General features: G+C 74.7%; 12 protein-coding genes. 5 read left to right on the forward strand and 7 right to left on the reverse strand.

Annotated elements, in window-relative coordinates; all coding sequences use genetic code 11:
• Positions 1 to 4: 4 nt before the first annotated feature.
• Positions 5 to 1,882 carry a hypothetical protein gene (locus tag ACSU6L_RS07005; protein WP_437054604.1) on the reverse strand — a complete coding sequence of 626 codons (1,878 nt, stop codon included), beginning with the start codon at positions 1,880 to 1,882 and terminating at the stop codon, positions 5 to 7.
• 114 nt (positions 1,883 to 1,996) lie between these two features.
• Positions 1,997 to 2,260, reverse strand: coding sequence for a helix-turn-helix domain-containing protein (locus tag ACSU6L_RS07010; RefSeq protein ID WP_437054606.1), 264 nt, complete (start codon positions 2,258 to 2,260; stop codon positions 1,997 to 1,999).
• Between the two features lie 33 nt (positions 2,261 to 2,293).
• On the opposite strand from ACSU6L_RS07010, the gene map reads away from it, so the two are divergent.
• A complete protein-coding gene (gene map / locus ACSU6L_RS07015; protein ID WP_437054608.1) occupies positions 2,294 to 3,061 on the forward strand; it encodes a type I methionyl aminopeptidase in 768 nt (255 codons plus the stop codon).
• A gap of 188 nt (positions 3,062 to 3,249) precedes the next feature.
• A complete protein-coding gene (locus ACSU6L_RS07020) occupies positions 3,250 to 5,784 on the forward strand; it encodes an ATP-dependent Clp protease ATP-binding subunit (RefSeq protein WP_437054610.1) in 2,535 nt (844 codons plus the stop codon).
• A gap of 51 nt (positions 5,785 to 5,835) precedes the next feature.
• On the opposite strand, the gene ACSU6L_RS07025 is transcribed toward ACSU6L_RS07020, so the two are convergent.
• From ACSU6L_RS07025 to ggt, 4 genes are all read right to left on the reverse strand, one after another.
• Complete coding sequence (locus tag ACSU6L_RS07025; protein WP_437064804.1) at positions 5,836 to 7,041, reverse strand: vWA domain-containing protein; 1,206 nt, start codon at positions 7,039 to 7,041, stop codon at positions 5,836 to 5,838.
• 143 nt (positions 7,042 to 7,184) lie between these two features.
• On the reverse strand, positions 7,185 to 8,474 hold the full coding sequence (locus tag ACSU6L_RS07030) for an AAA family ATPase (protein WP_437054611.1): 1,290 nt from the start codon (positions 8,472 to 8,474) through the stop codon (positions 7,185 to 7,187).
• A gap of 110 nt (positions 8,475 to 8,584) precedes the next feature.
• Positions 8,585 to 10,039: a hypothetical protein gene (locus tag ACSU6L_RS07035; RefSeq protein ID WP_437054613.1), complete on the reverse strand. Its 1,455-nt coding sequence runs from the start codon at positions 10,037 to 10,039 to the stop codon at positions 8,585 to 8,587.
• Between the two features lie 124 nt (positions 10,040 to 10,163).
• On the reverse strand, positions 10,164 to 11,972 hold the full coding sequence (gene ggt / locus ACSU6L_RS07040) for a gamma-glutamyltransferase (RefSeq protein WP_437054615.1): 1,809 nt from the start codon (positions 11,970 to 11,972) through the stop codon (positions 10,164 to 10,166).
• 116 nt (positions 11,973 to 12,088) lie between these two features.
• Here ggt and ACSU6L_RS07045 point away from each other — a divergent pair, with 116 nt between their 5' ends.
• Positions 12,089 to 12,844 (forward strand): hypothetical protein, encoded by a 756-nt coding sequence (locus ACSU6L_RS07045; RefSeq protein WP_437054617.1) that lies wholly within the window; start codon positions 12,089 to 12,091, stop codon positions 12,842 to 12,844.
• A gap of 114 nt (positions 12,845 to 12,958) precedes the next feature.
• On the forward strand, positions 12,959 to 14,527 hold the full coding sequence (locus ACSU6L_RS07050) for a CocE/NonD family hydrolase (protein WP_437054620.1): 1,569 nt from the start codon (positions 12,959 to 12,961) through the stop codon (positions 14,525 to 14,527).
• A gap of 322 nt (positions 14,528 to 14,849) precedes the next feature.
• Here ACSU6L_RS07050 and ACSU6L_RS07055 read toward each other — a convergent pair whose 3' ends face one another.
• On the reverse strand, positions 14,850 to 15,257 hold the full coding sequence (locus ACSU6L_RS07055) for a DUF6278 family protein (RefSeq protein ID WP_437054622.1): 408 nt from the start codon (positions 15,255 to 15,257) through the stop codon (positions 14,850 to 14,852).
• A gap of 132 nt (positions 15,258 to 15,389) precedes the next feature.
• Here ACSU6L_RS07055 and ACSU6L_RS07060 point away from each other — a divergent pair, with 132 nt between their 5' ends.
• Positions 15,390 to 17,189, forward strand: a complete 1,800-nt coding sequence (locus ACSU6L_RS07060) for a GDSL-type esterase/lipase family protein (RefSeq protein WP_437054624.1) — start codon at positions 15,390 to 15,392, stop codon at positions 17,187 to 17,189.
• Positions 17,190 to 17,193: the final 4 nt, after the last annotated feature.

The following is a 17,193-nucleotide window of genomic DNA, read 5'->3' on the forward strand; positions in this document are numbered from 1 at the left end:
CCCGTCAGGCGGTCACCCCGGCCACGCGCAGCGCGTGCACGAGATCGCGGTGCCGGTCGGCGGAGACCCGGCCGGCGGCCTCCAGCAGCAGCGGGACCAAGGTCTGCGGACCGGGGGCGGCGCTGCGGGCGGCCTCCTCGGGAGTGCGGACACCGACATACGCGTCCAGCAGGGCGTGCGCCTCACGGCGGCGCCCCTCGCCGACCAGGCCCAGCACGGCCTGCCCGATCTCCGCCGCCGGGCGCGCGACGCCCTGCCGCAGGACCTGCTGCCCGTCCGCGCTCCGCCCGGCCGCGGCCAGCACGTCGGCGACGGCGACCAGCCGGTCGGCGGGCAGCGAGCCGATCTCCCACAACAGCGTCGCCCAGTCGGCCGCCAGCCCGGCACGCTCCATCTCCGCGGCGAGCAGCGGGAAACGCGCGGGAGCCCAGTACGCGACCTCCGCCAGCACCACGTGCGCCTCCCCGCCACGCCCCTCACCCCGCAACCACACCAGAGCCTCGACGACCCCCGCGACCGCCCCGGCCGCCCCCGCGTCCGCCGGCTCCCGCACCACCGCCTCGGTCCCGCCGTCCCCCACCCCCGCGAAGCGCGCCCCACGCGGCACCGGCCGCCCGGCCCGCTCGACCGGCGCGGGCGCCAGGGGCGCGGGGCTGGGCGGCACGACGACGGGAGCGACGTCGTCCTCCCCGGCCCCGGCGAACCGGGCACCGCCTCGGCGGCGTTTGCGGGGGGTGGGGGTTGGGGTGGGAACGGGGGTTGGGGTGGGGTTTGCGGGGGGCGTGGAGGTCGGGGCGCCGGTGGGGGTGGACGTGCGATCGAGGGCGGGCGGTGGTGCGGCGTGCGGGGCGTCGAAGGCCGGCGGTGGTGCGGCGTGCGGGGCGGGGGCGGGGTAGGACCCAGGTGCGGAAGCGGGGGCGGCTGATGTGGAGTACGGGTGCGGGGCGGGCTCGGCGCCGGAGGCAGACGCGGGCGCGGTGTAGGAGCCCGGCGCGGAAGCGTCTGCTGCGGAGCGCGGGTGCGCAGCGGGCCCGGCGCCGAAGACCGGTCCCGGAGCGGCATCGGAACCCGGCGCGGAAGCGCCTGCTTCGTGGCGCGGGCGCGGGTGTGGGGCGGGCGCCCCGGGATTCGAGGCGCCGGACGGCGGATACGGCTCCCCCGCCACCCCGTGACCAGCACCAGAGGCTGCCGGCGAAGCCGGCGTCGTGGGCCGCAGGCGAGGCGCCCCCGCCGTCGAGTGGGGCGCGGCGGACGCCCAGGAGCCCGGAGTGCCGGGCCCCGGCTGTGGCGCCGGCCCCGTCGTAGGACGCGCGGTGCCGGTCTCCGTGGCCTCCGCCGCCCCCGCACGGGTGTCATACGCCGGCCCGGTCGAGGCGTGCTGGTTCAGGCCGGCCAGGCGGGTGCGCAGTTCCGCGCAGCGGGCGGTCGCGCGGGTGTGGTCGTCCCGGGCCCAGGCGAGGTCGAGGCGGAGGGCGTCGGCGGCCTGCCGGGTGGTGGCCTCGGTGAGCAAGCGGCCCAGCTCGGTGAGGCGTTCGGCGGCGTACTTCTGTTCGCGGAGCATGACGTCGAGCCGGTCGCCGAGGATCTCGCGCGCGCCGGGCCGCGCGTCGTGCGCGGCGAGGGCGGCGGCGTACAGGGAGCGGGCCGTGTCCTTGGCGGGGGCGGCGGCCTCGGGGCCGTGTTCCGCGGCGAGGTCCTGGAGCAGTGCCTCCACGACGTCCCAGGGCGGGACCTCCCGCCCGTCCAGGCAGGCCCGCATGCCGTCCGGGTCGCGCCGCCAGAACACCGCGCACCATCCGCCGCCCTGGTCGAGCCGCGCCAGCAGGCCGTCCAGGTAGGACGCGAACTCCCGTACCGCGTCCGGGAGTTGATCCGATGCCATCGCTCGTTCCCCCGCGTCGCCGGAGTATCAACCGGAGTATCCGGATCCGTCGTAGCCAACACGAGCCGTGTTACAGGCTCGCTACGGGGAGTTTTCGGCGGGGGCGCGGGACCCTCAGGCCACCGCGGACTCGGCGGTGACGGCCGTGGCCACGGCCAGCTCGTCCATGGACAGCCCGAGGACGCCGGCCAGCGCCGCCACCGTGAAGAACGCCGGGGTCGGGGCCCGCCCGGTCTCGATCTTGCGCAGCGTCTCCGCGGAGATGCCCGCGTGTGCCGCGATCTCCGTCATGCTGCGGCCGCCGCGGGCCTCGCGCAGCAGCCGGCCGAGCCGTTCGCCGCGTTCGCGTTCCTCTGGGGTGAGTGGGGTGCGCACCATGGCACCCATTCTAATACCGGTATAGTAATTGGCATGGTGGAACTGAAGACGGACTCCTCGATCGATGCCATGTACGAGGCGGGCCAGGTCGTCGCCCGCGCCCTGACCGCCGCACGGGACGCCGCCGACGTCGGCGTCTCCCTGCTCGAACTGGACGCCCTCGCCCGCGAGGTGCTGCGCGAGGCCGGCGCGTCCTCGCCCTTCCTGGGCTACCGCCCCTCCTTCGCCCCGACCCCCTTTCCCGCCGTCCTGTGCGCCTCGGTGAACGACGCGATCGTGCACGGCATCCCCACCACCTACCGCCTGCGCGACGGCGACCTGGTCTCCCTCGACTTCGGCGCCGAGCTGAACGGCTGGGTCGGCGACTCGGCGATCAGCTTCACCGTCGGCACGCCCCGCCCCGCCGACCTCCGCCTGATCGCGACCGCCGAGCGCGCCCTCGCCGCGGGCATCGAGGCGGCCGTCGTCGGCAACCGCGTCGGCGACATCGCGCACGCCGTCGGCTCGGTGTGCCGGGCGGGCGGGTACGGCGTCCCGGACGGCTTCGGCGGACACGGCGTGGGCCGCCACATGCACGAGGACCCGCCGGTGCCGAACGAGGGCCGACCGGGACGCGGGCTCCGGCTGCGGCACGGCATGGTCCTCGCCATCGAGCCCATGCTCGTCGCCGGCGGCGGCGACACCTACTACGCGGCCCCGGACGGCTGGACCCTGCGCACCCACGACGGCTCGCGCGCCGCCCACGTCGAGCACACGGTGGCGATCACGGACTCGGGGCCCCGCGTCCTGACGGCCCGCTGAGCCGCCGGTAGCCGTCGGGGGCTCCCGCACGGTCCGGCTGAAGGTGCCCCCTCCGATTGTTCGTGCGAAGGTGTTCTACGAGCGCGCGCCCACGTGTGTAACCGGCTCCCGCCCGGGTTACCCGGCTCCGGCACGTCGATCAGCGAGGGCGTCCCCCGACCCGCGCAGGGACGCCGGATGGGAACGCCATGACCAGCGGTTTCACCGGACCTGAGGGCTACGACGCCTTCGGAGAATTCCTCGCCCGCTTCTTCGGCGGCCCCCGCCCCGGCCCGCGCCAGATAGACATCGGCCGACTGCTCAGCCAGCCCGCCAGGGAACTGGTGCGCGGCGCGGCGCAGTACGCCGCCGAGCACGGCAGCCGGGACCTCGACACCCAGCATCTGCTGCGCGCGGCGCTGTCCGCGGAGCCCACCCGAAGTCTGCTCAGCCGGTCGGGCGCGGACCCGGACTCCCTCGCCTCTGAGATCGACGAGCGCTCCGGGCCGGTCCAGTTCCCGGAGGGCAGCGCGCCGCCGCCGACCTCGCTGTCCCTCACCCCGGCGGTCAAGCGCGCCCTGCTCGACGCGCACGACCTGGCCCGGGCGACCGGCGCCGGCCACATCGGCCCGGAGCACGTGCTCAGCGCGCTCGCCAACAATCCCGACTCGGCGGCCGGGCACATCCTCAACGCGGCCCGGTTCTCCCCCGGCGGGCTGTCGCCCGAGACGGCGGAGGCGGGACCGGCGCCCCGCGCCGAACGGCCGCGGCAGACCGGCACGCCCACCCTCGACAAGTACGGCCGGGACCTCACCGACCAGGCCCGCCGGGGCCGTATCGACCCGGTGATCGGCCGGGACGACGAGATCGAGCAGACCATCGAGGTGCTGTCCCGCCGGGGCAAGAACAACCCGGTGCTGATCGGTGACGCGGGCGTCGGCAAGACCGCCATCGTGGAGGGGCTGGCCCAGCGGATCGCCGAGGCCGACGTCCCGGACGTCCTCCTCGGCCGCCGGGTGGTCGCCCTCGATCTGACCGGGGTCGTCGCCGGCACCCGCTACCGGGGTGACTTCGAGGAGCGGATGAACAACATCGTCGAGGAGATCCGCACCCACTCCGACCAGCTGATCATCTTCATCGACGAGCTGCACACCGTGGTCGGCGCGGGCGGGGGCGGCGAGGGCGGCTCGATGGACGCCGGGAACATCCTGAAGCCGGCGCTCGCGCGCGGTGAGCTGCACATCGTGGGCGCCACCACGCTGGAGGAGTACCGCCGGATCGAGAAGGACGCGGCGCTGGCCCGCCGCTTCCAGCCGATCCTGGTGCCGGAGCCGACCACCGAGGACGCCCTGGAGATCCTGCGCGGCCTGCGCGACCGCTACGAGGCCCACCACCAGGTCCGTTACAGCGACGAGGCGCTGGTGGCCGCCGTGGAGCTGTCCGACCGCTATCTCACCGACCGGCGGCTGCCGGACAAGGCGATCGACCTCATCGACCAGGCGGGCGCGCGGGTGCGGCTGCGCGCCCGCACCAAGGGCACGGACGTACGCGCCATGGAACGGGAGGCCGAGCAGCTGGCCCTGGACAAGGAGCAGGCGGTCGCGGACGAGCAGTACGAGGAGGCGATGCGGCTGCGCGACCGCATCACCGAGATCAAGCAGCGGATCACCGAGGCCGCCGGGGACGGCGAGGCCGACGAGGGCCAGCACCTGGAGGTGACCTCGGAGGCCATCGCCGAGGTGGTGTCCCGGCTGACCGGCATCCCCGTCAGCCGGCTCACCGAGGAGGAGAAGGACCGGCTGCTGGGCCTTGAGGAGCATCTGCGCGAGCGGGTGGTCGGCCAGGAGGAGGCCGTACGGGTCGTCTCGGACGCGGTGCTGCGCTCCCGGGCCGGGCTCTCCTCCCCCGACCGGCCGATCGGCAGCTTCCTCTTCCTCGGCCCGACCGGCGTCGGCAAGACCGAGCTGGCCCGGGCGCTCGCCGAGGCGCTGTTCGGCAGCGAGGACCGGATGGTCCGGCTGGACATGAGCGAGTACCAGGAGCGGCACACGGTCAGCCGGCTGGTCGGGGCCCCGCCCGGATACGTCGGGCACGAGGAGGCCGGGCAGCTCACCGAGGTGGTGCGCCGTCACCCGTACTCGCTGCTGCTGCTCGACGAGGTGGAGAAGGCGCACCCGGACGTCTTCAACATCCTGCTCCAGGTGCTGGACGACGGCCGGCTCACCGACTCGCAGGGCCGGACGGTGGACTTCACCAACACGGTCATCGTGATGACCAGCAACCTCGGCTCGGAGGCGATCATCCGGCGCGGCGCCTCGATCGGGTTCGGGCCGGGCGGCGGGGACGCCGACGAGGAGGCCCGCCGGGAGCAGATCCTGCGGCCGCTGCGCGAACACTTCCGGCCCGAGTTCCTCAACCGGATCGACGAGATCGTGGTGTTCCGCCAGCTCACCGCCGACCAGCTGCACCGGATCACCAACCTGCTGCTGGAGCACACCCGGCGGCTGCTCACCGCCCAGGGCGTGTCGGTGGAGTTCACCGACGCGGCCGTGGACTGGCTGTCCCGGCAGGGCTACGAGCCGGAGTACGGCGCCCGCCCGCTGCGCCGCACCATTCAGCGCGAGGTCGACAACCGGCTGTCCCGGCTGCTGCTGGACGGCCGGGTGAAGGAAGGCGACCGGGTCACGGTGGACGTGTCGGGCGGACGGCTCGACTTCCGTCCGGAGCGGACACCGGTCGGCTAGACGGTCGGACGTCTGGCCGACCAGACCGTCGGCTCCGTGCCCGGCGCCTCCTCAGCCGATGGTGACCACGCGGGCCCAGGGCGGTGGGGCGTCCGGCACGTAGTCCGGGTTCTCCTCGTCGACGGCGCGGGCGGGACGGGGGAAGAGGCCGACGACGGTGCGGCAGGGCGGCTGCGCGGAGGGCCACGGGGTCTGGCCGTCGGTCAGGGCGACGATCACGTCCGGGCGCGGCGCGGCGCGGAGCGCCCGGGCGAACCCGGAGCGCAGGTCCGTGCCTCCGCCGCCGACCAGCTCGATGTTCTCGGCGCGGCAGATCGGGACGGCGACCCCGGCCGCCGCGTCGCAGGAGACGACCGAGACCAGGTCGCGCCGCCCTCCCACCGCGCGTGAGATCGCCGCCACCTCCAGCAGCGCGCTGCCCAGCTCCGCGTCGCTCACCGACCCGGAGGTGTCGATGACGACGCAGACCCGGGGCGGCGTACGGCGCAGACTCGGCAGCACCACCTTGGGGACGCTCGCCGAGCGCCGGGACGGGCGCCGGTAGCTGTGGTTCTCGCCCGCTCCCGGCGCCCCGGCCGCCGAGCGGACCGCCGCGCCCAGCAGCTGCCGCCACGGCTGCGGCGGATGGAAGGCCTCGTCCGCCCAGCGGCGCCATCCCTCCGGCGCGTCGCCGGGCTTGCCCTTGATGCCCTCCGCGACCCGGAAGCGGACCGCGTCGCGCTGCTGTCTGGTCAGCCCGTGGGCCCCGTCGGGCCCCAGCTCCCACGGCCGCTGCTGCCCGTCGGCGCCGCTGCCGCAGTCCAGCCAGGCCAGGTCCGAGGCGAGGGAGGACATCGACGCCCGGCGCAGGTACTCCTCCATCAGCAGCCCGTCGGGCAGCCGCAGCAGCGACGGCAGCACCGCCCCGACGGGCATCGGCAGACCGTCGCCGTAGATGTCGTCGTTGATCTCGAAGTCGGCGGCGATGTTCCGCCGCAGCCGCTCGCCCGGCCCGTGCTCCTCGTGCTCGCGCGCGTACCGCTCGCCCCGCGCGTGGTGGTCGCGGAGCAGATGGGACACCTCGTGCACCCACACGCCGGCCAGTTCCTCCACCGGGGTGCGCGCCACGAAGCCGGGCGAGACGTAGCAGCGCCAGTGCGCGTCCACCGCCATCGTCGGCACCGACCGGTCCTCCACCACGTGCAGCGCGAACAGCGCGTGGGCCAGGTAGGGACGGACCTTCACCGCGTGCAGCCGGGCGGCGAGCAGCTTCTCCATGTCCAGCGGGAGTCCGGGCCGGTCGGCGGGCCCCTCGGAGCCGGCCGGCGGCGTCGGCGGGACGGCCCGCACCGGGCGGGGCCGCGGGGGCGGGGACATCGGGCGTGGCAGCGGGCGCGGCCCCGGGCGCTTCGCGGTCCCCGTCATCGGCTCGCCGCCGTCGCGCGCCCGGCGTGGCCCGCCGCCTCGGCCCGCCGCACCGACCGGTCGGCGCGCCGGGCGAGACCGACCACCGAGGCCAGCCGCTCCACCGTCTCCGGCACCTCCCAGTCGTCGCGCCGCAGCGAGGCCAGGGTCGTGGCCGGGGCGACCAGCAGGTCGGGTGCGCCGGTCTCCAGGGCGCGGACCAGGACCGCCCAGGCGGCCTCCCACCGGTCCCGTTCGGGGCGTGCCCCGACGGCGGCGACCACCGCCTCCAGCGCCGCCTGGCGCAGATCGCCCCGCTCGGGGAGTTCCGCACGGGCCGGGTCGGCGAGCAGCGACTCCGGGTCCGGCAGGTCCATGCGGTCGAGGTGGGCGAGGAGTTCGAGCCCCGGGCCGTCCCCCACCGCGCCCCGCACCAGCAGCGCGAGCACGTCGCGGGAGACACCGGCCGCCGTGCCGAAGGCCAGCAGCGTCAGCGCGGCCTCCCAGCTGCGGGGCGAGGGCCAGGCACCGCCGCGCCGCGTCTCGGTGCTGGGCAGCCGGTGGATCAGCGTCGGCCGGACCTCCAGGAAGCCGCAGACCGCGCGCCGGGCGAGGGCCACCGCCTCCGGCAGCCGTTCCGGCACCAGCCGGGGCAGTTCCGCGCGCGGCCAGACCCCGCCCAGCCCGCGCACCACCACGTCCCGGTCGTGCACCCAGTACAGGTGCACGAACCGGTTGGCCAGCGGCGGGCTCAGCTCCCATCCGTCCGCCGCCGACGCGCGCGGATTGGCGGCGGCCACGATCCGCACTCCGGGCGGCAGTTGCAGCGCGCCGACCCTCCGCTCCAGGACGACCCGGAGCAGTGCGGCCTGGACGGCCGGGGTGGCGGTGGACAGTTCGTCGAGGAAGAGCAGGCCACGCCCGGCCCGCACCAGCTCCACGGCCCACTGCGGTGGCGCCATCGGCACGCCCTGCACCGCCGGGTCGTCGCCCACGACGGGCAGCCCGGAGAAGTCGGACGGCTCGTGGACGCTGGCGATCACGGTCGTCAGGGGCAGGTCGAGGGAGGCGGCGAGCTGGGTCAGGGCGGCGGTCTTGCCGATGCCCGGCTCGCCCCAGAGCAGCACGGGCAGGTCGGCCGCGACGGCCAGGGTGAGCGCTTCGAGCTGCTCGTCGGGGCGCGGTTCGGTGGTGGTCGTGCGGAGCAGGCCGAGGAGGTCGTCGGCGAGGGCGAGCTGTGCGCCGGTCGTCGGTTCACCGGGAGCGGGAGCGGGGGCGGCGGCGGACGACAGGATGCCGGGAGTCATGGTCATCACCTGGGGTGGGAGAAGGAACGGCACGGGACGGGCCCGGCCGGAGGTCTTGGGGGGCGTACGACGCACTTGTGCGCGGTGTGGGTGCGGGACTTCCGCGGTGGTCAGCAGGCGGTGCGGGGCCGGCCCCGGCCGGTGCGCTTGCGGCGCATCAGGTGAGGCGTATGGCGGTCGAGCCGGGGGCGGTGGCCGGCCTCCGCGTGCTCCCCGCCCTCGGCGGTCCCGCCGTGCGCCGCGTCGGCGGCGGGGTGCACGGCGACCAGCCCCGAGCGGAAGAGCCCGTGGTCGACGCGGCGGGCCGCGGCCGACTCCAGTTCGTCCCGCAGCGGCCCGTCGCGCAGGACGGCGGCGGGACCGAGCAGCCCTTCGACCACGGCCAGCGCCCCGGTGACATCGCCGTGGCGAAGCCGTTCCCGGACGGCCGGAAGCGCCTCCGGGCTGCGGTGCACCGCGTCGATCGCGCGCAGGCAGGGCAGCGCCGGCCCGCCGAGCGCCACCAGCAGCTCCTCCCTGCGCAGCTCGACCGGGTCGTGGTCGACCGCCGTCAGCGTCCCGTCCCGCAGCGCGATCCGGTGGACCGCGCCCCGGCATTCCACCCGGTGCGGGTCACCGGGCTCGGGGGCGGGGCCGGGGGCGGGGCCGGCGTCCGGTGTCCGGTCGTACGCCGGGAGCGCCGCGGCGACGAGCGGATGCAGCCGCTCGGCCGTGACGAGCCCGGCCCGCAGCAGTTCCAGATCGGGCAGGACCCGGGCCGCCGCCTCCGGCAGCAGGGGAAGCGCCGCGGCCTCCTGCGGTGGCGGCTCCTCGCGCACCGGCCGGAACACCGGGGCATGACTGTCGTCGGGAGCGACGAGTTCGAGCACGGCGCGGCTGCGGGCGCCGAGCCGCACGGCGAACGCCCCGCGGGGGCGCCCTTCGGCCCGCAGCAGCAGTTCCGCCTCGGCGGCCCAACGCCCCGTCGCCCAGGGGGCGTCGGGTTCGGCGGGCAGGCCGGGCGAAGGCGGGGGCGGGGCCGCGTCCGTGCGGCACCGCCACGCCAGTTCGCCGCTGCGCGCGGCGTCCCACAGGTGCCGGTGCAGGTCGAGCCGGAAACGCCGCTCGGGGTGCGGGTGCGGGTGGTGCCGTGGGGCGCCGTGCGCGGAGCCCTCCCACAGGGCCAGGGACATCCGCTGTCCGGCGTCCGCCCAGGCGGGCGGTGTCCGCACCACCAGTTCCAGCTGTGTGGCGCCGGAACCGCGGTAACGGGCCAGCGAGAGGGTGAGGCCGGGCCGGAGCCGCCCGTCGGGGGCGATTCGGGGCATGTGCCAGCGCAGCAGGTCCGGCGCCAGTCGGCGCAGGTCCGCGCGGAGGCGGTGGACGAGGTCGGTGCCGTGGCGGTCGCGCACGGCGCGCAGATCGAGGTCGACGTCGATCCGGGCGGCGGCACAGGCCCCCGCCCAGTCACCGACCGCACGCCGTGCGGTCGCGGTCTCGATCATGGACGGTGGCACGGCGTACTCACGCACGCGCTGCCACATCGACAGCCGGGAGGGAATCTCGTTCGCGAAGTGATGTGCCATCAGCACTCACCTTGCGCGGACGAGTCCTCCAATCCGTATGAGGAGAAGTTCATCATCGCGGACATCGTAGCCGTCCCGAAGACGATCTGTCAGACCCTTACCCCGGCCGGCCTCGCGGCGCGGTCTAGGACGCCGGCCGCACGACCATCGCCGAGCCCCCGCCCCGCCGTACCGTCTCGGCCGCCGCGAGCCACTTGCCGCCGGGCAGTCGCTGTACGCCGGCCGCGGCGCCGATCTCCGGGTTGGGCCGGAAGGCGTGGCCGATGCCCTCCAGTTCGGTCCGCAGGGCGCTGTCGTACAGGCCGGGTTCGAGTTCGGTCCGGGCTGCGTTGCGCTGGCTGGCGCGCGGTGCGGCGATGGCGTCGACGAGCGGCAGGCCGCGGTCGAGGAACCCGGTCAGGGTCTGCAGCACGGTGGTGATGATGGTGGCGCCGCCGGGCGAGCCGAGCGCGACGACCGGCCGGTCGTGGCGGTCCAGCACGATCGTCGGCGACATCGACGACCGGGGCCGCTTGCCGGGGCCGGGAAGGTTCGGGTCGTGGACGGCCGGGTTGGCGGGGGCGAAGGAGAAGTCGGTCAGCTCGTTGTTGAGGAGGAACCCGCGGCCCGGCACGGTGAGGCCGCTGCCGCCGGTCTGCTCGATGGTGAGGGTGTAGGAGACGACGTTGCCCCACTTGTCGGCGACCGTCAGGTGCGTGGTGCTGTCACCCTCGTACGTCGTAGGCGCCGCCGTGCCGCCGGCGCCGCAGGCCACCGGGTCGCGCGGGTCCCCCGGCGCGAGCGGGCTGGTGAGCACCGCGTCGTCCTTGATGAGGCAGCCGCGCGAGTCGGCGTACCGCTGCGACAGCAGCTCCTTGGTCGGTACGTCCTCGAAGGCGGGGTCGCCGACCCAGCGCCCGCGGTCGGCGAACGCGATCCGGCTGGCCTCGATGTAGCGGTGCAGGTACTGGGCGTCGCTCGCCTCGGAGAGGTCGGTCCGCTCCAGGATGTTGAGGGCCTCGCCGACCGTGGTGCCGCCGGAGGAGGAGGGCGCCATCGAGTAGACGTCGAGCCCGCGGTACGACGTCTTGCTGGGTGCCTGGTGCTTGACGCGGTAGGCCGCCAGGTCCTTCGCGGAGAGGTCGCCGGGGCGGGCGTTCCAGTTCGAACCCGGGTCCACGGGCGGCTTGTTGACGGTGTCGACGATGTCGTCGGCGAGGTCGCCGCGGTAGAGCGCGCCGACGCCCTTGCGGGCCAGTTCCTCGTAGGTGCGGGCGAGGTCGGGGTTCTTGAACGTCGAGCCGACGACGGGGAGTTGGCCGCCGGGCAGGAACAGTTCGGCGGTGTCCGGGAAGTGGCGGAACCGGGTCTCGTTGGCGGCGGTCTGCGCGCGGAAGGTGGCGTCGACGGTGAAGCCGTCGCGGGCCAGCCGTACGGCGGGCTTGAGCAGGGTGCCGAGCCGTTCGCTGCCCCATCTGTCCAGCGCGGTCCGCCAGGTGGCGGGCGTGCCGGGGGTGCCGACGGCGAGGCCGCTGCTGACGGCCTCGGTGAAGGGGATGGGCTTGCCGTCCTCCAGGAAGAGACCGGAGTCGGCGGTCAGCGGCGCGGTCTCTCGGCCGTCGAGCGTTTGCACGGTGCGGGACTTGGCGTCGTAGTAGACGAAGTAGCCGCCTCCGCCGATGCCCGCGGAGTACGGCTCGGTGACGCCGAGCGCGGCGGCGGTGGCGACGGCCGCGTCGACGGCGTTGCCGCCGTTCCTGAGCACTTCGATGCCGGCGGCGGAGGCGTCCGGGTCGACGCTGGCCACGGCACCGCCGTGGCCGACTGCGACCGGCACCTTCTCGGTGGCCGGGATCTCTTCGGCGGCCGGGGCGGGCGGGGCGGCCGCTCCCACCGACACCACGGCGGCCGACACCGCCAGGACCGTCAGATTCCGCACGACAGGGCGACGCATCCGCACCTCCAGTCTGGGACCGTCCGCGCAGCCTAATCCATCCGCATGGCCCCGTCAGGAGCGCAACTCGCGGGTGTCGAACACGGGTTTGCCGCGGCCCGCTAGCATGCGCGCCCATGACTGACGACGTGCGCAACATGGTCCTGGGTGTGATCGCGGCGGGGATCAGCGCCGCCCTGGGCTGGCTCGCCCGGACCTACCTCTGGAAGCGGAAGCTCCGCCGCAAGCAGGCGTTCTTCGGGCTGCCGGACAACGCGGAGTCCCTGCTCGTCGTCAACCGTGACCCGGCCGCCGCCGAACCGGCCGTGCACCGCTTCGACGTCTTCGCGCTGCTGGAGCTGTCGGCGCTCGTCAAGGAGTGCGGCGCGCACGTCCAGATCGTCACGCAGGACACGGCGCAGCCGGGCTTCGGCGAGCGCACCGAGTTCTGTGTGGGCGGGCCGGCGTCCAATCGGCGGATGACGGCGCACATGGCGGCGATGCTGCCGGGCGTGCGGGTCAACGTGGACGCGGAGCCGGGTCCGGACCGGGGCGCGTTCCAGATCGGTTCCGAGCGTTACCGTCTGGAGCCGGGCCGCACCGAGTACGTGCTGCTGGCCCGGCTGACGGACGGCCAGAACCGCAAGGCCCGCCCGGTGTTCCTCTTCTGCGGACAGCGGGCGATCACCAACCAGGCGGCGACCCGCTATCTGGCCCGGCACCACGAGCGGCTGTCCCGCAAGCACGGCACGGGTTCGTTCGTGCTGCTGCTGAAGGTGGTCAACTCCCAGGCGTACGGCCCGGACGTGGTGGAGCTGGTGGCGGACGTGACGCGGGCGGCGCAGGCCCCGCTTCCGGCGGCGGCGCCCCGGACCTCGCACCGCGCCTCCTAGCGATCCGCCCTTCAATGATTGTTACTTTCACGTAACTCACCGATAGGTTACCCCTGGTAAGCAGCCGAGGTTACCGTCGGGTCACTTTGCACTGACACGAGTGAGGAGTGACCCGTGGGACACCATCGCAAGGCCCTGCGCACGACCGCCGTCGGCGCCGTCTCCGCGACCCTGATCGCCGGCAGCGTCCTCACCGCGGCGCCGGCCGCGCACGCCGCGCCGACCGGCGTCCGGTTCGTCGACATCACCGGCGACGGCGGCACGACGCTCAAGGCGAACGTCGTCACGCCCGCCGGCGCGGACGGCTCCCGCCGTTACCCGCTGATCGTGCTCCCCACGAGCTGGGCCACGCCCCAGATCGAGTACCTGGCCCAGGCGCAGCGGCTCGCCGACTCCGGGTATGTGGTCGTCACCTACAACGTGCGCGGGTTCTGGCAGTCCGGCGGCCACATAGAGGTCGCGGGCCCGCCCGACATAGCCGACGCCTCGAAGGTGATCGACTGGGCGCTGGCCCACACCCCGTCCGACGCCGGCAACGTCGGCATGGCGGGCGTCTCCTACGGCGCCGGCATCAGCCTGCTCACCGCCGCGCACGACGAGCGGGTCAAGGCGGTCGCCGCGCTCAGCGGCTGGGCCGACCTGATCGACTCGATCTACTCCGGCCGCACCCAGCACACCCAGGCGGCCGCCCTGCTCCAGGGCGCGGGGTGGATCACCGGCCGCCCGAGCGCCGAACTCCAGCAGATCTTCAAGGACTTCTTCGCGTCGAACCTCGACAAGGAGGACGAGATGATCGCCTGGGGTGCCAAGCGCTCCCCCGCGGCCCACGTCGACCGGATCAACGACCACGGCACGGCCGTCATGCTCGCCAACGCCTGGGGCGACACGATCTTCCCGCCCAACCAGTACGCCGACTTCTACGAGAAGCTGACCGGTCCGAAGAGACTCCAGCTGCGCCCCGGCGACCACGCCACCGCCGAGGCGACCGGCCTGCTCGGGCTGCCCAACGACGTGTGGACCGACACCGAGCGCTGGTTCGACCACCATCTCAAGGGCGAGGACAACGGCATCGACCGTGAACAGCCGGTCCGGCTCAAGCCCCGCTCGTCGGGCGGCTACGAGGACTACCCCGACTGGAAGTCGGTCGCCGCGACCCAACGGAAGATCGCCCTCGGCGGCAGCACCACGATCCACACCAACGTCAACTCCGGAGCGGACGGCGGGATCGTCTTCCTGTCCGGCATCCTCGACCAGCTCGCCCGGGTCCCCCCGACCGCCTCGATCCCCCTGCTCCCCCGCCGCTGGGCCGCCGTCTGGCAGTCGGAGAAGTACGCCACCGCCCAGCAGGTGCGCGGCACCGCCGACCTGCACACCACGGTCACCCCGACCGAGGAGAGCGGAACCCTCGTCGCCTACCTCTACGACGTGGGCCCGCTCGGCCTCGGCAAGCTGGTCAGCAACGCGCCGTACACCTTCCACGGACGGACGCCCGGAAAGCCGTTCACCGTCGACCTGGAACTGTTCTCCACGGCCTACGACGTCCCGGCGGGGCACCGGCTCGCCCTGGTCGTCGACACGGTCGACCCGCTCTACGTCGAGCACAACCCGTCCGGCGCACGGCTGACCTTCTCCTCGCCGGCGGCCGACCCGTCGTACGTGTCGGTGCCGTTGCGCGAGCAGTGATCGGCGGCCGCGGCCGGACGGCCCGGCTCTGGGTACCGCTGCCCCCTCACGGTCCACGCCTCCCTACGCGGAACGGCGAGCCCGCCATCACCACGGGGACGAACGGCACATCGTAGTCGACGTCCGGTGCGGCGGGCTCGCCCGTGGAGGACTCATCCGCCCCCTTCGTCGACATCACGCGGCTCGGTCAACGGATCGACGACCATGCTCGGGGTCCCCACTCTCGGCTCTGTCCGGCTGCCGAAACTATCCATCACAGAAGGGAGTTAAGGAGCGACACGCACCTTTCGGGCATAAGCCGTATTTACGTCAGCAGGCCTGTTCAGGCCTCCGCGACCTCGGCATACAGCTGCGACAGCTCGGGCACCCCGCTGGCCGCCCACTCCTGTCCGGCGGCCACCACGTCGACCTCCCGCCCGGAGGCGAGCCGGACGACCGGCTGCCCGTCGGACCGGAACCCCCAGGCGGCGCCCGGCACGGTCCGCACCACGACGGTGCCCAGGTACAGACCTGCGTCGTTGCCCAGCCAGGGCAGGGTCTCCGCGTCGTCCCGCCAGCGCGGCACCACCTGGTCCAGCGCCTCCAGCGAGGCGACCGTGTCGTCGAGCCGGACCCCCGCCCGCCCCGCCTGGGAGCGCAGCAGCTCGCATTCGGCCAGGAGTCCGGCGATGCCCTCGGGATCGGGAGCCCCTCGCCGCGTGCGCCGGTTGCCCAGGAAAGGGATGTTCATATGCCCAGCCTGTCACTCACACCCTCGGACGCACCACCGGGCGCGCCCCCTCCAAACCACGCCTGCGGGCGGTTTCACGCCGTGTTGACGCACCGTTCGTTGACGGGTCCCTGACGCCTGCCTAGCTTCACGATGCGGTGTCCGTGTCTGCTGTGTCGGGAGGTCCGGTTGGTGCGCCGAGGGTTCCGCGGGCTCGTGGTCGTCCTGTTCCTGTGCGCGGTGACGGTACCCACCGCAGCCGCCGGAGCCGAGGACGAACGGCGGACCGGGCCGCAGCCGATCACCCGGCTGTTCGACAACACGGCCGTCAGCGACGACGCCCGCCCCGCCGAGGCGGACTTCGACGGCAGCGGCGCCTCCCTGTCGGCGGCGGACCTCACCGCCGCGGGCTGGACGCGCGGCCGTGCGCTCACCGTGCAGGGCGCCCGGCTGACCTGGGCGCGTCCGGCGCCCGGCGAGCCGGACAACGTCGTCGCCGGCGGACAGAAGGTCCGCGTACACGGCCGCGGCGACGCCCTCGCCTTCCTGGTCGCGGGCAGCGCCGGGCAGGACGTGACCGGCTCCGGCACGGTCGGGTACGCCGACGGCTCCGCCTCCCCGTATCTGCTCACCGCGCCCGACTGGCGCCGGGGCCCGCTCGCCACCAAGGCGGTGGCCCTGCCGCACATCAACACTCCGGGCGGCCAACTCTCCGAGAAGGCGCGGCTGTACGTGGTGACGGTGCCGATCGTGCCGGGCCGCCAGGTCACCTCCGTGACACTGCCGAGCGCGGCCGGACTCCATGTGTTCGCGGTGTCGGTGCGGGCCGGCACCGCCGGCTGGACCGGCAGCTGGGCGACCGCGACCGCCGGGTATCCGGCCGTCGGGCCGTGGACCGACCGGACGCTGCGGCTGGTGGTGCACACCTCGGCGGGCGGCCCACGGGTGCGGCTGCGCTTCGACAACACCTTCGCCACCGCGCCGGTCCGGATCGGAGGCGCCACGGTCGCCGTGCAGGCGTCGGGCGCGGCGGCGCGCGGCACCCCGGTGCCGCTGAGGTTCCGGGGCGCGGCGGGCGTCGAGATCCCGGCGGGCGCGCAGGCCTGGACCGACCCGGTCGACTTCGACGTGCCGCCGGACACCAACCTGCTGGTCAGCTTCCACCTCCCCGGCACCGTGCCGGCGGCGCCGGTGCACCGGCTGGCACAGCAGCGGTCGTACGTCAGCGAGGCCGGCGACCACGCGGCAGACGGCTCGGCGGCCGCGTACACCACGGTCATCACGAGCTGGCCGCTGCTCACCGGGGTGGACGTGGGCGGCGGGCCGGGGTCGGTGGTGCTGCTCGGCGACTCGATCACCGACGGCGACAAGTCGACCGTGGACGCCAACCGGCGCTGGCCCGACGCGCTGGCCCGGCGGCTACTGGCCCAGCGGGAGGTGCCGGACTACGGGGTGCTCAACCAGGGCATCTCGGCGAACCGCGTGGTCGGCGACCGCTACCCCGGCGACGGGGTGTCCACCGACACGGGCGGGGTGAGCGCCGTGCACCGGCTCGACCGGGACGTCCTCGCCCAGACCTCGGCGCGGACCGTGGTGGTCTTCCAGGGCGTGAACGACGTGCGCTGGGGCGCGAGCGCGGAGCAGGTGGCCGCCGGGCTGCGGGAGATCGCCGACCGGGCGCACGCGCGCGGGCTGCGGGTGCTGGCGGCGACCGTCCTGCCCTGCGAGGGCGAGGCCCGGTGCACCACCGCCGCCGACGCCGAGCGGGTCGCCCTGAACGACTGGATCCGCGGCGCCGGGGTGTTCGACGGCGTGCTCGACTTCGACGCGGTGATCCGGGACCCCGAGCGGCCGTCCCGGATGCTGCCCGCCTACGACAGCGGGGACCATCTGCACCCCGGCGACACGGGCCTCGCGGCCCTGGCCGGGTCGGTGGACCTGCGGCTGCTGTGACCGC

It is taken from the genome of Streptomyces sp. enrichment culture, from assembly GCF_964272855.1.
GTDB lineage: Bacteria > Actinomycetota > Actinomycetes > Streptomycetales > Streptomycetaceae > Streptomyces.

Coding starts and splice junctions, on each gene's coding strand:
- ACSU6L_RS07060 (WP_437054624.1), top strand. CDS start 15,390: ATGCGGTGTCCGTGTCTGCTGTGTCGGGAGGTCCGGTTGGTGCGCCGA.
- ACSU6L_RS07045 (WP_437054617.1), top strand. CDS start 12,089: ATGACTGACGACGTGCGCAACATGGTCCTGGGTGTGATCGCGGCGGGG.
- ACSU6L_RS07055 (WP_437054622.1), bottom strand. CDS start 15,257: ATGAACATCCCTTTCCTGGGCAACCGGCGCACGCGGCGAGGGGCTCCC.
- ACSU6L_RS07010 (WP_437054606.1), bottom strand. CDS start 2,260: ATGGTGCGCACCCCACTCACCCCAGAGGAACGCGAACGCGGCGAACGG.
- ACSU6L_RS07035 (WP_437054613.1), bottom strand. CDS start 10,039: ATGGCACATCACTTCGCGAACGAGATTCCCTCCCGGCTGTCGATGTGG.
- ggt (WP_437054615.1), bottom strand. CDS start 11,972: ATGCGTCGCCCTGTCGTGCGGAATCTGACGGTCCTGGCGGTGTCGGCC.
- ACSU6L_RS07030 (WP_437054611.1), bottom strand. CDS start 8,474: ATGACTCCCGGCATCCTGTCGTCCGCCGCCGCCCCCGCTCCCGCTCCC.
- ACSU6L_RS07025 (WP_437064804.1), bottom strand. CDS start 7,041: ATGGAGAAGCTGCTCGCCGCCCGGCTGCACGCGGTGAAGGTCCGTCCC.
- ACSU6L_RS07020 (WP_437054610.1), top strand. CDS start 3,250: ATGACCAGCGGTTTCACCGGACCTGAGGGCTACGACGCCTTCGGAGAA.
- map (WP_437054608.1), top strand. CDS start 2,294: ATGGTGGAACTGAAGACGGACTCCTCGATCGATGCCATGTACGAGGCG.
- ACSU6L_RS07005 (WP_437054604.1), bottom strand. CDS start 1,882: ATGGCATCGGATCAACTCCCGGACGCGGTACGGGAGTTCGCGTCCTAC.